Source organism: Rhodobacterales bacterium HKCCA1288 (genome assembly GCA_015693905.1).
Classification (GTDB): Bacteria; Pseudomonadota; Alphaproteobacteria; order Rhodobacterales; family Rhodobacteraceae; genus M30B80.
The window spans coordinates 2245604-2260567 of record CP065161.1; the positions used below are offsets into that span (position 1 = coordinate 2245604).

The window sequence follows — 14964 nt, forward strand, 5'->3', positions numbered from 1 at the left end:
GAAGGGGGTGTCATGCCCAAAGAGGAATGGGGTGTTAAACGCGTATGCCCAACCACAGGCAAGCGTTTCTACGACCTAAACAAAGACCCAATCGTCAGCCCATATACGGGCGAGGTGGTCACATTAGATACTGGTAAAGGCAGCCGCAGCTTGGTCGCCGAAAAACCATCTGCCGCCTCTGCGGCTAAGTCCAACGCCCATGCGGATGATGAGGTGGTCTTGGATGATGAAGATGATTTGGTGTTGGATGATGATTCCGATCTCGATGATGATCTTCTCGAAGATGACGATGACGACAATGTCTCGCTCGATGACATTGCCGATGTCGGTTCGGATGATGACGAGTAAACCACTTTGAAAACCGTTGCGTGTGGGGCGGATTTTTCGCTTGATCTGCCCCGCGCGACACCATAAACCGCAGATCGCAACAAATGTTGCGCATGGTTACGGGGCCTTAGCTCAGCTGGGAGAGCGCTTGCATGGCATGCAAGAGGTCAGGGGTTCGATCCCCCTAGGCTCCACCAAATCCTCATAACCCATTGATTTCCTTATTTCGTTGACCTAATTTAGCCTATGTGCCACCATTTGGGGTATACGGTGGGGTATACGGTGGGGTATACGGAATGACTGTTTACGAGAAGGCCACACTCTCTAAGAGATCAGGGCGCAAGAACTGGTACGTCTACTGCACTGTGCCCATTCCTCTCCGTGGTATGATGGGGGGCGCCAAGCAGATTCACATTAGCACTGGCACCAGTGACCTCGAATTTGCTCGTGATAAGTTGCGTGATCTTGAGGCCCAATTGTGGGCAAGGCTTGATGAAGCCCAGTTGACAAATCACCCACTTTCTAAGGCTTACCTGCAACTTGAAGCGTTGATCAATAAGTATACTCCCGCGCAAATGCCTAAAGATCTGAATGATGTCTGCAAGAAGCTGTTTGATGAAGAAACACGATACCATCTTGAAGATGACCTTCGGGTTCGAGCCGGGGGTATCATTGAGGCACAAGCTACTGATTGGGAGGACGCTCCTCTCATAGCAGAGCACGCTGACTTAGTGCGGGATGCATTATACTGGGAGTCATTGAAGAACCGAGATTTGAAGGGTTGACGTTCGAGTGGGCAACGATTCAGATATGCGCATGATCCGTCCCGGTTTTCTCTCCTCTTCAGAACGGCGTGAACTTGAGGTTTGCGTGCGTAGCCAGCGCGAAGATCACGGCGTTGCACGGCGCGCCAATGCAATCCTGCTCCTTGATGACGGTAAGTCCTGTCAGGCTATCGCGGAGTTTCTGTATCTGGACGATGATACCATTCGGGGCTGGTACAAGACCTACCGAGAGGGCGGCTGGGACGCGCTTTCGACCGACGGCTGGAAGGGTGGTCAGTCCCGCATGACGACAGCTCAAGAGACGGAGCTTTGCACCTGGCTGGACGACCGCTTCTGTCGATCGACTGTCGAGATCAGGGCGTACATCGCGGCACAATATGGCGTGGACTATTCCCACTCGGGCTGCATCAAGCTTCTGTCGCGGCTGGGCTATGAATACCGGAAGCCGAAAGGGCTGCCACGCGTTGCATCTGAAGAGAAACAAGCCGAATTCATTGCGCTATACGAGCAGCTGCTGAACGGGTTGGGCGCCGATGAAGCCGTGTATTTCGCCGATGCGGTGCATCCCGAATATCAGACAAAGCCTGCGTTTGGCTGGGTCAAGGCAGGATCAAAGCCCACCGTGACAACCACCGCGGGACGCGGGCGGGTTAATATCCATGGCGCGCTCAACCTTGAGAATTTTGATGCGCCCTTTGTCGAACCAACCACCGTAGACGGGGTCAGTGCCGCCCAGCTTCTGGCCAAGATTGAGGAACGCAATCCTCTCTCGCGGATCATCTATGTCATCTGGGATAATGCGGCTTACCATAAGGGCCCGGACGTGCGCGAATTCCTCAAACGACCAGACTGCCGCATACGACTGATCCAGCTACCGCCTTATTGCCCGCACCTAAATCCGATAGAACGATTATGGGCGGTCATGCACCAATACGTCACTCACAATCGCTACTACCCCACACAAAAGAAGTTCGCAGATGCGATCCTGAGGTTCTTTCGAGAGACCCTGCCCAAAGAGTGGAAAACATTCCGTGATCAGGTGTCAGATAGCTTCAGGGTCGTCACTCACGAGGATTTTCGGGTTTTGGAGTAAGCGCGGTATAGAAGTCTTCCTGTTAGAGTTTCGTCAGCTCAACAAGGAGAGGTTTGCGCCAGTAAAACAAACTAAGACTTTTGATGCCGTTGCGGCGGAGTATCTGCAACATCCCTCGTTTTTGCGAAATCAAAAGACTGGAGAGCCAAAGCGCAACAAAACTCTTAAGGATCAGCGCAATAAAATCGAAACGTTCAAGAAATGGGCAGGGCGAGTTCGGTTATCAGAGTTTAACCTGCCATTCGCCTATAGTTACATGGATGCGCTGCACGAAATCATTGATGCAGAAGATAAGGAAGTGGGCGTTGGAGTTGAAACCATCAAGCAGTATTTCGTGCCGCTTAAAGGTGTTCTGAAATTTGCGTACCAACAGGGCTATTCTTCGGGAGTTTTATGGGAAGGTCTAGAGTTTACTGGGCGTGGTGCTCCAACAAAGTCTTATCGTGATTTCCGCGAGCATGAATACGCAAAGCTGTGGTCTATGCAGATACCCGAGCAGGATCGCCTTTGTTTGGCGATGCTTGCGGCTACTGGTTGTCGCTTGGAGGAAATAGCTGCTGCCAGATGGAGTGATATTCACGAAGAAACAGTCGATGGTCTTGCTGTTCACTGGCTCGATACTCGCAACATGGTTGTGAAGAATGCGCCCTCTCGTAGACTTGTGCCCCTTCATCCTGAAATAGTACGGTTAATGCCCAAACGGGGTTTCAGTTGGAACAAGCATGATGAAGATCGGTTGTTCAGTTATCCAGTCTCTGGCGATGACAATAAGGTTTCAAACAAAGCCTCCAACAAGTTAATGGGTTATGTCCGCGCTGTGCGCGATGATCCCACAGACAGGACTTTAGCACTCCATAGTTTCAGGCATACTTTCACCACCATCTGCCGAAATGCTGAGCCGACAATTGACTGGGAAATGCGAGAACGTTTATTGGGTCACGGAGGTAGTGAAACAGCGCGAACATATGGTCAGGCAGCACGCGTGGCCAATGTCCTCAAAGAAATTCGCCGATTAGACTTTTCCTTTTTGCGCAAGAGCCAGTGAGAAATTAACTGGCGTGGACATGAGTGGTGCGATTACGATCAACACGTTCGACTATTCAGTAGCGCGGCTAAAGCCGCTCCTTGAAAAGCCGTTGCCTCATAGCCCATCCAGACTTCTCAGCATCAACAGATAATGCTCTGGCAACGTACTTTGTCGCCTTGAATACGGTGTCTTTAATCTTTGATGGTTGTTTCCCACGAGACCAAGACAGAAGGGTTGTATCAATCTTGCCGATGCGGTGGCCTGTGACCTCGAAGTAGGCCTTGCGCATCACCTCTTCTAAATCGCCACTACCTTCGACATGCCGATTAACTATGAAGCTGTCATGGACAGGCAGGACTGGAATGTCGCGTTGGGCGAACTCCAGCATCACCTTTTCAGCAATACAGCTATCAGTGAATTGAAGGCTGTTGCCTATGCCTTTGAAGAACAGGTCTGCTACGGGAGCATGGGCTTCGAGAATGCTGTCACGTAGCGTAGCCCAAGTTATGCCTGCCTTTTCTAAGCCAGCCTTGAAGCCATCGTCTTTGGGGCCATCGGGAGAGAAGCGTGACATTTGGAGCATGGCATTGAAGGCCTGTTTTACGAGCTTACGATGCTGTCCATCTAGAATGCGGCCATAGGCATCAGTGTTCCCCATGTCCTTGCCAGCCATGTGATACAACAGTTGGGGGTGGAGCTGGGAATAGTCGGCTTCAGATGTGCGCTCACCGTCAATCGTGATCAACATGCGATAGTTCTTCGGCACATTCTGCCACCATGCACGGTAGAACCTACCGCCCAGTGTAAAGCGGTCAGTGGCTGCATCATCGCCAACCGTGAATATCCGCACGAGGGTACGCTGTGAGAAATCTATTGGGGCCTTGTCGCTGCTTCGCTTCATATCTTCTGCGAGTTTAGGAATGTCGGCCGTATTGAGTTCGAGGTCTGGCCAATGCCGAAGCAAGCAATCGTTTATCGTAGCTAGGTTAGAGCGGAACAGATTGGTCTTGTCAGTGTCGATATAGGGTAAGTCTTCGGTGCTACGGATCGTATCCTTTGTTTCAGGATTCCATGTCTTCGTAATCTTACGCAGGATAATTGGCTCAGGTGTTTCGACATGAACGCCATTGATTGCAGGATGACCATCCAACGCATTTAGCATGTCTACCATGGGAGCGGTGGGCCAATACTTGGTTAGAATGCCTTTGCCAGTATTGAGGTCTTTACGCCCTGTTTCATCGATGATCAGGTTCAGACGCTTCAAGCCATCGAATGCATCCATCATGGTACGGTGGGAAACATTGGTGTAGCTGTAACGCTGTCGAGAATAATACGCCTTCTTCTTATGGATCAGGCAATCACGTGGCGGAATAGATTGGATAGCCTTCCACATATCCAAGACCAAATAAGCCACGGAATAGTTGAAGCGGATTTGAGTAGAGGCATCCCTCGCACGCTTACGAACTTCAGAAGCTTCGATCTGAGACACAATATCTGAGACAAGATCAGTAAACATTACGAGCTAATATTCCTAAGATTTGGAAAGGCACGTGTCGCATTGAGTCTCGCGTAGAGAGGGAGGTCGGCCCTTCGGGGGGCCGCCCCTACTATCATAGTCTCACTTATAGCTATACTATTAGGGAACCGATAAGGATTAAGACAGACAAGCATCACGCCAGCCTCCTATAATACAGTGTGCCTTTGATCCGCTCAATGGCTCGAACATCCACCAACACTTTGATAACATCCTTGGTGTGCTGGCCCTTGGCTACGCCTGCCCATTCAGATGCTTGTGAATCAGTCATCTTGAATTGTTCGTCTATTTCGTAGGGCTTGGATTTAATCTGGCCCCATAAGAAATAGGCACTTTTGTATCTGCTACGATCCTTGGCATTTTGTGGGTTTAGGAGTGCTTTTTCTACACGTAATGTTTTTGCTCTAGGTGCTGGCTGTTCAACAGGGGTCACCTGACGCTTTTTACTTTTGGAGACAGGAGCCATTGCCGATTTGATAACGGTGTTGATGTATCTTTTTGCTTCTTCTGTAGGATCAGCAGAAGATTCCGCCGACATGATAACCGTGTCGTCTTTGATTGGCGCTTCATTGGCTGGCCTTGGAGATTGTTGCCATGGTGGAGTTTCAGCCCCTATGACTCCGATGTGCAGTAGCATTTTCTTGATGACGTTCTGCATCTCGAACTCAGAACTTGGGTCTGGCTGGAGTGCATCAAGCTCAGAGATAACGGTTTCAATGAGTTCTCGATGCTCAGGCTTGGTTATGTCTACACCTTCGGCTTGTGCCGCTTTGACGATGGCCTGAGCATAGAAGTCACGATCCAACGAAGCGTTGATTTCTTGTTCTTGCGCTTTTGGATTTAGGTTGGAAAATCGCTTTGTATCTGCGTTTTTCTTGGCCTTGTATTGAGTGACAGCATTGGGCAGTGCCTTTGCAAGGTCAGAAAAGGCATCGTCTTTTTCTGCCTGCCGCTCAAGTTTCTTTTGGTACTCGTAAGCCAAGCCTTGATCTGCTGTCCACGGCATACCGATTGCCATGCGGTGATGCATCATTGCCATCTCCATATTTGCATCGTCCGCTATCTCAGCGCCCTGCCACGCTTCAGGGCCTACAATGCTCATGAAGAAACCTTTTGCCCAAGCGTCTTTGGGTAACGAGATGAATGCGACTTCCCATTTCTTGAGTTGTTTTTTGGCGTGAGGATAAGCCTTCGCCATGGCCGCATCATCGTTATCAAGATACAACGCACGAATGTAATGCCACTCAAGAAACCGAGCTACTAGATCATCAAACTCTGTTAATCGCGGCAGTGACATTTGAATCCGTTACCTTTGATGTCAGGCTGTTAGTGTTGCCGCGAGCTACGCTCGCTCCTCGCTGTTGATGGCTTCATGCTCTTTGATTGCACGGTAAACAGAACTACGTGAGATGCCTAGAAACTTGCATATCTGCGTGGGCGAAATCTTTGCTTGGTGCAACTTGATGATCTCCTCGCTGTCGATAGTAGGCTGGCGTCCCTTGAACTTACCAGCCGCTTTTGCTTTGGCTATCCCTTCCGCTTGACGCTTGCGGATGAGGGAACGCTCAAACTCTGCGAATGCCCCCATCACGTGTAACTGTAGCTTGGCCATGGGGTCATCGTTATCTGCACTGAACGTCAAACGCTCAGATAAGAATGTGATGCTGCACCCCTTGTCCACGATGGTTTGCACGATGCCTTGTAAGTCGATCAGGGAACGAGCAAGGCGGCTTAACTCATGCACCACCACCTCATCGCCTGGCCGTATGAAGTCTAGCATTTCGTTGAGCTGGGGCCGCTCACGCACGGCCCCTGACATTGTTTCTTCGAATATACGCTCACAGTCAGGCAATTCCTGCCGCTCCATGTTCTGCGTATCGCTTGATATTCTTCTGTAGCCAACTCGCATTAGTGCAATCCTTCTGCTCGACTAATCATTATTGCCCCACTGGCTTTGCAGAGTTCGTCAATATCTTCATGCGTTGTCCCCAAGGGGAATGAAAAGCCGCATGCATCCTCGAGCTTCAGCGCTTTGCCTGCAACCCACCAGTTGGCGACATAATCGGCTTTGCAGTCCATGCAGATGTCAGGAGACTCCAAGAATTCTTCATCCAACATATAAATTGGATCATCAATTGGGCCCTGCATTGGTTCTAAATCCAACTCCAACTGTTCGCCTATTTCAATCCAGCGTTCAGCGTCTATTTGTTCGGCTTCGAACACGACACCATATTCCAGCTTTGTTGGATCATAAGGCTCACGGTCGGGGTTAGCTCCAGCGAAGTCTTGGCCGAAATCAAATTCAAGCTGTTCTTCGTGTGGCGCTTCTGACCACTCTGGTTTGTCGATTTGGTTCAACCAGACGAAGGTCTCACCATTCGCTGGATCGATTTGGCCGTTTTTCAACAGTGCCATCATGCCCAACAAGTCTGTTTTGTATTCAAGCCAAGCGCTCATGTGCGAACCCCCCCTACATTTACAGGTATACTGTGTCGTATAACTGTCTCAGAATTTTTGAACATTATCGTCATCGTTATCATATCCTTTATGTTAGTGTGTCATTAGACCCATAGAGTCAAGTTGGAACGGCTCCTTTTGTGCCGATAATCAGAATATGACACTCTATAAGAAACAATTCAAGCATTTCTGTGTCGTTTACCATGAGGGTGTACCCTTGAGACACAGATATGAAGTATAGGATATACCTATTATAAAGCCTTGTATTATTGAGCTTTGATTAGAAATATTGAGATCAATAGGGATTATTGCTATTTGTATAACATAAACTATTTGAATTTCTATGTGTTTGATTATAAACACTTAAATTAAATAATACTGAGTCTGTTCAATGGCTTGTGGGTATAGGTTAAACCAAAAACGTCTAGGAGATAGGGCTATTTTGACTAGGATTAGTACTAGCCAAATAGGCTTATTCCCCTTGTTTCATTGGACATTGGAGGAGCTACACCTGAATACTGTGACCCTGAAGGCTTGACCATTAGGGAACCAATAACGTGAGGCTTGAAGGGGGTGCGGGCAGCGGCCAGTGCCACCCACTCCGTTAGTGTATAGGTGGCTTTTTACACACGAGGGTTCAACATTTAGAGAATGTATCGGCCCTGATTCTTCACTTTAGGCACACTGATTCCATGAGGTCGTGGCGGTCAGAAGCGTCTTGTTGCGGTTACGCAAGTGCCTTCGGTTGCTACGCCGTTCTCGCCACCATTGGTCAGGATCAACTTCCAGAAGGTTCCACTCATTCGATTTACAGTAATCGTAACGGAGCCGTCAGGTTTTTCACAGCGAACCAGAATTTCATCCATATCGACCCTGTCGTAAGTCATCTGTGCTGTATGGCAGAACGCAGACGCAATCTCATCCACTCCTGTTTCTGAAAAGGATATCAGCGTAGGCTCTTCGCTGTACCATTCAGCGCTCGCCCAAACGTCATTGGTAGAGATACGAGCTTCCGTCATGGAGCATTCGATAAGCTCAGCAGAAGCGGCCCCTGCCAAACTAGCGGCTGCGATGGTTGTGGCTAAGATGATGCGCTTCATGGCGTGGCTCTATCGTCTATGGCTTGCACGATCACTGATGGCATCTCTTGCGGTGTCTCTGGCGGCATCTGTCTCGAGTCTTGAATATCGGCCGCCTGAATATCTCCTGCAATCAAGCGCAAAACCGTTTCTGGTTGCTACAGCCTCTGTATAATCGCGATCTTAGTAACAAAGAAATTACTAATGGTGAAACATGTGTTTCTAAATGCATTAGGTAGTCACGTGAGAATAGACCGTATTTCTGGACACACCTAACTTTCGTGATGCCAACGCGACGTTAGAGTTGCATTGGCGAAAAACCCTGTTGATTTCATTACACTTTGCTTCGCGTGCAGTGTTGCCAATGCATTTTGGGCATGCTGTTTCTTTACTTTGCGACTGAGTCAAGTGACGGATTACTTGCTCCTCGCGGATGATGCCACCTGGGCACTGTACCATTAATATTTTTAGGCGGTTATCGAGGTCGTTTAAATTTTGGTCATAGGGCATTCTTTTCAACGCCTCGATCGCTCCAGTAGACAATCGATAATCTTCAGACATTTTGTCTAACATTGCTTGTGCTATCTGACTAAAGTCAGTCCGTTCCAAAAGATTTGGTAATTGTAGACTCACCTGTGAAAGGCCTGAAAGTGACATCTTAACGGTAGGTAACCAATCCTTGTCGCAGACAAACTTCGCTGTACCAGTCGAGATTATCAGCCAGTTGGATTTAGTTTTGGATTGAAGCAGGCGATTGACGACATGGGCAAGTTTTTCTGCTGCGGCCGTATCAATTTTAGCTAAATTCTCAAGGACTAGAGTACCGCCTGAATTAATATTGAAATTAGTTTTTTCAGTCGCGCCTAATACTTCTGCTATCAAGCCTTCACCGTCTGACTCAAACTTTATCATTGAGCAGTCCAAAACTATTAGTGGTTTTGCTGGGTTGATCTCGGTGTGAACCGTTTGAGCAAAAGTTGTCTTGCCAGTCCCAGCATCCCCAATAACAGCCAATGGTGCGCCGACTTTGGCCGAGCGTAACGCAAGCCTGAAGCAATCTGCAACTTGCTCATCTCTGATTACTAGACGCCCCGTCGAAGCTTTTAGGCTAAAAACTGCGGGTACGCTTAAAGACACGGACTGTCTTGAAATAGTCCCGCGCGCATGAGGGCGTGTAATGCGGAGGCGGGCAAAATACGAAGAGTTCAACCAGTCAACGAGGCGAATAACATCTCCCTGCATCAAAGGCTTTAGGGCTGCGCTGAACCTATTTTGGAAAACTTGTTCAAACGATTTTTCGCCATGCGTCTCAATGCCATTCAAAATGTCGGCTGCTCGACGATTTATCCCAGTTAAGTTGCCATGTTGATCAATACTAATCATACCCACGCTCTGAGTGCTAAGATACTCTTCGCGTGGATGGAACTGTAAGATTATATCTTTTCGATGCTCATCAACAAATAAACGATTTTCAATATTGAGGGCGGCGAGGCTAACAAGTGCTTGGGTATGGAACTGGCGTGCTGCCACTTCTGAAGAAGCATCTAGAAGGCCAACGATCTCACCTTTGCTGTCGAATATCGGAGTTGAGACACAAGAAACTCCACCGTGTTTCGAAAAAAAATGTTCTCCCCCAGTGACCATCGCTGTTTTGCCAGCATGAAGAGCTAGGCCGAGCGCGTTCGTACCGCGCATTTCTTCGCTCCAAATTGATCCCAAGTTGATACTGCGAGAGCAGTCACTCTCCTTAAATTCATTGTCCATTATAACGTCGAGAACAATGCCCTCGCGATCGGCGAAGGCAGTAAGATAATTAGTGCCTGCAATTTGTTTGCTAAGGAGCTCTAATTCTGGCCGTACAATCGATAGTAGCCGCTCATGTTTTTCGAGACGCTCTCTCAACTTCCCGTAGGAGAGTACTGCGTCAGTCGGTTCGCCTAACGGGTCCAGTCCATGTCTCAAACATCGATGCCAGCTGTCAGCAATCATTTCTGGAACTGCACCAGCAGCAAAGGCGCCTTTATTTTCTAAAGACGCACGCGCTCTCATGAATAATGACTGCAAGGCCCTCACCTCCCAATGACGGCGGTCCGGTCCAAGGCAGTAAGAACGTTGTTTACTTAAATTTCAACTGTATTGCGCATTTTTTGAACACCAAACACGAGTTGGGAAACAATTTCTGAACACGAAGCAGACACATAAATCGCTCCAAGTGCGCCATCGTAATGACAGCTAAATCGACACGCGTTTGGGAGGACAGACATGAAGGCGCAGGTGCTACACAAATATGACGACGATCTGACGGCGTCATCATGGTTGAGCTATGACAATGTGGATGACCCGGTAATAGCCAAGGGCTCAGATGTCATCGTCCGTATTGGTGGTGCAGGCGTCTGCCGAACTGATTTGCACGTCATTGAGGGGGTCTGGAGGCCCCACATGGACCCGACAGGCAATGGCTTGTTGCCCCTCATTTTGGGTCATGAAAATGCTGGATGGATTGAAGATATTGGGCCCGAGGTGGAGGGTCTAAAAAAGGGTGACCCTGTCATTGTTCATCCCAAGATATCTAATGGAACCTGTTTAGCTTGTCGCCGTGGTCAGGATATGCATGGGGATGGCACATTTCCCGGTTTGGATAGTCATGGCGGTTATGCGGAAGCGCTAGTCACATCAGCTCGTAACGTTGTGACACTGCCAAAGTCGTTAGCGCCTAAGGATGTGGCGCCTTACTCCGACGCGGGCTTAACGGCATATCGAGCGGCCAAGAAAGCGACGCGGCACCTTTTGCCAGGCGAGTATTGCGTGATTATCGGTGCAGGTGGTCTCGGGCACATAGCGATCCAGGTCCTACGTGCAATGTGTGCGGCAGAAATAATTGTAGTCGATACATCCAGTGCATCTTTGCAACTCGCTGAGGAGTGTGGGGCCGATCACCTAGTCCGCGCGGATGGTGGCGAAGTGGAAGCCGTTTTATCCCTCACGAGGGGCCGGGGCGCCGAGGCAGTCTTGGACTTTGTAGGCGAAAAAGGAACCACCGCAAAAGGCATTCAAATGACCCGCAATGCGGGCAGCTACTACGTCATCGGCTATGGAGAAGACGTACAAGTTCCGACCGTCGACCTAGTGATTACTGAAAAGAATATCATCGGTAATTTGGTCGGCACTTGGGCCGAACTGACTGAACTTATGGAGCTTGCCAACCGTGGTTTAGTCAATCTCGAAACCCGTGAGTACAAACTTTCTGACGCCAATCTTGCACTGCAGGATCTGCATCACGGGAAAATTAGCGGGCGGGCAGTCCTAGTTCCGTGAACAAACCAATACATAGGGAGGAATACCAATGAAAAGACAGCTGAGTTGTTCTTTTTCTGCTCTAGCACTTGGAATGGCAAGCTTCGTGGCTGCCCCTCAGGCGGTGGCACAAGATTACACATCTTTTGGCATTGATGCCGATTTGCCAGGCACTTGTAATTATGCCGCGATCGATGCCAAAGACTATTCGGGCCGCACTTTAAATATTATTACTCATGCGATCCCCGTTATTGGAGAGCCTACCGCACTACATGCGGAACAATTTGCCGAATTGACCGGTGCTGAAGTCAATGTGGTCCACGTACCATTTGGCGATCTGTTCCAGCGGATCATGATCCCGTTCCAAAGCGGTCAGAATGCCTATGACGTCCTTTTTTATGGGTCTCTTTGGATCGGCGACTTCAATCAATTTCTTGAGCCGGTTCCAGATACTTATCTGAACTCAACGGGCATGTCAGACGTAACAGATAGCTTCCTCGGTGTGGCTACTTGGAATGGTCAAATGATCCAATACCCAATGGATGGAGACCGTCACTACCTGAAGTATCGTACCGATGTGTTTGAAAATGACGAGCTTCGTGCGCGTTTCCTTGCAGAAACTGGCCGCGAGCTGACGATTCCAGCGACTTGGGAGGAGTACAATCAAGTTGCTTCGTTCTTCTCCGGCTTTGACTGGGATGGCGATGGTGAGATCAATTATGGCTCAGCTGAAGTAGCCAAACGTGATGACTTGATGTTCTCTGCTTTTATTAGCAGAGCAGCCCCATATGCGAAGCATCCAGAAGTTACTGGTGGTTTTTTCTTCGATCTCGAGACTATGGAGCCGTTGATCAACACTCCTGGTTTTGTGCGAGGTCTGGAGCTATTCGTTGAGGCCCAGCAAGCGTTCCCTCCAGGAGGAACGAATTTTGGGCTCGGGGATGAGATTTTCTCGTTTGGTGGTGGCCAGACTTTGATGAGCTATTCGTGGGATGACGCGTTTATTCAAGCCCAACAGGAAGACAGCCGTATAAGAAACATGGTCGGCGCGGCCCCGCTTCCTGGCGCAACTGAAGTTTGGAATCGTATCTCTGGTCAGTGGGATACGTTTGAAGAGCCAAGTCGCGCACCATACATGACGTGGGGTTGGTCCTCCGCGGTATCGGCTCTGTCCGATGAGCAAGAGATGGCGTTCGATTATCTCTGCTTCTTTGCCAACGAGTCCAATACATTCCATGATCTTCAAATTGGCCGTTTCGGAGTTAACCCCTACCGCAGCAGCCATTTTGACAGCGGCTTCTGGCAGGGACTTGGCTGGGATGCTTCTGTGGCAGATAGCTACGTAACCACTCTGTCTGAAATGGAAGAAAGCCAAAATCGAGTCTATGACCTAAGGGTTCCTGGAGTTGGTCAGTTTATGTCTTCAATGGCTAACGGGGTGGCTGCCGCACTAGCAGGTCAGAAGACGCCACAGGAAGCTCTCGATCAAGTTGCCGTTGAATGGTCGGAGATTGTTGAGCGTATCGGTGTCGACAGACTGCGTGAAGCATATGCTAACGTCGTGCGTCTCGAAGACAATGAAGGCTGAGGTAAACTGAAATTTGGTGGGAGGTCAGACAGCTGACCTCCCATTTACCTAAGGTAATCTACATGTTTAAGGCCAAACATTTTTTTCTCCTACCTGCGTTATTGACGCTTGTGGCAATTATTATTTTTCCACTGATTTTCACCGTGCGTGTCAGCTTTTCAAGTTGGGACGTCTACCAGGCAGGCCTCGACTATATTGGCGGACGAAATTACTTGCGTGTGTTTGCGGACGCACGATTTTGGGAAAGTTTAGTGCGGCTTTGTGCCATGAGTGCTGTCACTGTAACGTTGCAATACGTGATAGGGTTTGCTCTGGCGCTAGCAGTCTGGAAGCAAATGGCTGGTGGCCGAATATTTCGAGTTTTATTTCTCGTTCCGATGATGACCACGCCGGTCGTTATGTCCGTAATTTGGCGGACTATGTTTCATGAAAGTCTCGGCCCAATAAATGACATACTTTTATCTTTAGGGATGGGGCCTGTTCCATGGCTATCTAGCGCAACGGGTTCGTTTGTGAGCGTGATGGTTGTGGAAATCTGGCAGTGGACGCCATTTATGTTCTTGTTGATGTTCGCTGGGCTCGTCTCTCTACCCCGAGAACCATATCTCGCAGCGTCGATTGATGGGGCTGGGCCGATCCGGACATTTTGGCAAGTGACCTTCCCCCTAATGGCACCAATTTCTATTGGCGCGGTAATTATTCGACTTATTGAGGCCTCAAAGATTATGGACACGGTCTACGTGCTGACCTCCGGTGGGCCCGGTACTGCTACTGAGACGCCTTCCTATTACATCTACATCAGAGGGCTGAGAGATTTTCAGGTCGGATATTCAGCCGCTTTGTCTCTGACCTACCTTGTTCTGATGATCATTACACTCACGGTCATCGCCAAGCTTTTGATGCGCTTTCTTGTTGGAAAGGATGCATGAGATGAGCCGTAGCTATCAGTTGATCAAATATCTTTGCCTGCTCGCATGGTCTGCCTTCGTGGTGTTTCCTTTTCTTTGGGCACTCTCAACTTCCTTTAAGGACGCTAACGCTGTGACCAGCGGAGCACGTTATATTCCGTGGCTCGAATTTGAGCCATCTACCATTGGTTGGCGGACACTCTTCGCAACCGGAAGCCAAGGCATCAATATCGTGGGGCCGTTTATCAACTCTGCCACGGTAACTTTAATAGCCAGCATTATAAGCCTCTCACTAGGGACTTTGGCCGCCTACGGGCTTAGCCGTTATCAATTTCGTGCGGGTTTCGTAAAGAATAGCGACATCACGTTTTTCTTCATTTCGCAGAGAATTATGCCGCCCATCGTCTTAGCGATCCCGTTTTTTTTGATGCTGCGAGAAATCAATGCACTCGATACCGTGGCTGGTTTGGTCATAGTCTACATAGCCTTACTACTCCCGATAGCCGTGTGGGTAATGATTGACTTTTTTGGGTCAATCCCTCGTGAACTGGATGAGATGGCAATGATTGATGGCTGTACACCAGTAGGCGCTTTTTTCCGGGTAGTGCTACCAAATTCAATCGCGGGCTTGGTAGTGGCGGGAATGTTTTGCCTCATTTTCGGCTGGAATGACTTCTTCTTTGCCTTCACGCTGACTTTCACGGAAACGCAGCTTCTGCCAGTGGCAATCGTTTCGCTCAATTCGTCAGTGACGCCGTGGTGGTCGCTATCAGCTTTTGCGTTAATCTCAGTGACACCCCTGGCACTCATAGCGGTAGCCGTTGAACGCTTTATGTCGCGTGGATCACTAGCCGGAGCATTCAGGTAAGATC

At 49.1% G+C, this 14964-nt stretch carries 14 protein-coding genes and 1 tRNA gene; 9 read left to right on the forward strand and 6 right to left on the reverse strand.

Features of this window, described 5'->3' with window-relative positions:
• The first annotated feature begins 12 nt into the window (after nucleotides 1-12).
• The 5 genes from I3V23_11055 to I3V23_11075 all read left to right on the forward strand — a co-directional run bounded on the left by I3V23_11055 (nucleotide 13) and on the right by I3V23_11075 (nucleotide 3250).
• Nucleotides 13-348: a TIGR02300 family protein gene (locus tag I3V23_11055; protein QPI85095.1), complete on the forward strand. Its 336-nt coding sequence runs from the start codon at nucleotides 13-15 to the stop codon at nucleotides 346-348.
• Nucleotides 349-448: 100 nt separating this feature from the next.
• Nucleotides 449-524 (forward strand) — tRNA-Ala (locus tag I3V23_11060).
• 99 nt (nucleotides 525-623) lie between these two features.
• Entirely contained in the window at nucleotides 624-1112 is a 489-nt protein-coding gene (locus I3V23_11065) for a hypothetical protein (protein QPI85096.1), read from the forward strand.
• A gap of 31 nt (nucleotides 1113-1143) precedes the next feature.
• Nucleotides 1144-2205 (forward strand): IS630 family transposase, encoded by a 1062-nt coding sequence (locus I3V23_11070; protein QPI86803.1) that lies wholly within the window; start codon nucleotides 1144-1146, stop codon nucleotides 2203-2205.
• Entirely contained in the window at nucleotides 2144-3250 is a 1107-nt protein-coding gene (locus I3V23_11075; GenBank protein QPI85097.1) for a tyrosine-type recombinase/integrase, read from the forward strand. Before I3V23_11070 ends, I3V23_11075 begins: the two co-directional genes overlap by 62 nt.
• A 67-nt stretch (nucleotides 3251-3317) precedes the next feature.
• On the opposite strand, the gene I3V23_11080 is transcribed toward I3V23_11075, so the two are convergent.
• The 6 genes from I3V23_11080 to I3V23_11105 all read right to left on the reverse strand — a co-directional run bounded on the left by I3V23_11080 (nucleotide 3318) and on the right by I3V23_11105 (nucleotide 10351).
• Entirely contained in the window at nucleotides 3318-4748 is a 1431-nt protein-coding gene (locus tag I3V23_11080) for a hypothetical protein (protein QPI85098.1), read from the reverse strand.
• A gap of 154 nt (nucleotides 4749-4902) precedes the next feature.
• A complete protein-coding gene (locus I3V23_11085) occupies nucleotides 4903-6063 on the reverse strand; it encodes a hypothetical protein (protein ID QPI85099.1) in 1161 nt (386 codons plus the stop codon).
• Between the two features lie 45 nt (nucleotides 6064-6108).
• Entirely contained in the window at nucleotides 6109-6675 is a 567-nt protein-coding gene (locus tag I3V23_11090) for a recombinase family protein (protein ID QPI85100.1), read from the reverse strand.
• Nucleotides 6675-7223, reverse strand: coding sequence for a hypothetical protein (locus I3V23_11095; GenBank protein ID QPI85101.1), 549 nt, complete (start codon nucleotides 7221-7223; stop codon nucleotides 6675-6677). Before I3V23_11095 ends, I3V23_11090 begins: the two co-directional genes overlap by 1 nt.
• Nucleotides 7224-7930: 707 nt before the next feature.
• Nucleotides 7931-8323 (reverse strand): hypothetical protein, encoded by a 393-nt coding sequence (locus I3V23_11100; protein QPI85102.1) that lies wholly within the window; start codon nucleotides 8321-8323, stop codon nucleotides 7931-7933.
• A gap of 210 nt (nucleotides 8324-8533) precedes the next feature.
• The gene (locus I3V23_11105; protein QPI85103.1) at nucleotides 8534-10351 is read right to left on the reverse strand and encodes a sigma-54-dependent Fis family transcriptional regulator; all 1818 of its coding nucleotides are present in this window, start codon (nucleotides 10349-10351) and stop codon (nucleotides 8534-8536) included.
• A gap of 213 nt (nucleotides 10352-10564) precedes the next feature.
• Between I3V23_11105 and I3V23_11110 the strand changes: the two genes are divergently transcribed.
• The 4 genes from I3V23_11110 to I3V23_11125 all read left to right on the forward strand — a co-directional run bounded on the left by I3V23_11110 (nucleotide 10565) and on the right by I3V23_11125 (nucleotide 14960).
• The gene (locus I3V23_11110) at nucleotides 10565-11617 is read left to right on the forward strand and encodes an NAD(P)-dependent alcohol dehydrogenase (protein ID QPI85104.1); all 1053 of its coding nucleotides are present in this window, start codon (nucleotides 10565-10567) and stop codon (nucleotides 11615-11617) included.
• 28 nt (nucleotides 11618-11645) lie between these two features.
• Nucleotides 11646-13184 carry an extracellular solute-binding protein gene (locus tag I3V23_11115; protein QPI85105.1) on the forward strand — a complete coding sequence of 513 codons (1539 nt, stop codon included), beginning with the start codon at nucleotides 11646-11648 and terminating at the stop codon, nucleotides 13182-13184.
• Between the two features lie 62 nt (nucleotides 13185-13246).
• The gene (locus I3V23_11120; GenBank protein ID QPI85106.1) at nucleotides 13247-14113 is read left to right on the forward strand and encodes a sugar ABC transporter permease; all 867 of its coding nucleotides are present in this window, start codon (nucleotides 13247-13249) and stop codon (nucleotides 14111-14113) included.
• A 1-nt stretch (nucleotide 14114) separates the two neighbouring features.
• Nucleotides 14115-14960, forward strand: a complete 846-nt coding sequence (locus I3V23_11125) for a carbohydrate ABC transporter permease (GenBank protein QPI85107.1) — start codon at nucleotides 14115-14117, stop codon at nucleotides 14958-14960.
• The last annotated feature ends 4 nt before the right edge of the window (nucleotides 14961-14964 follow it).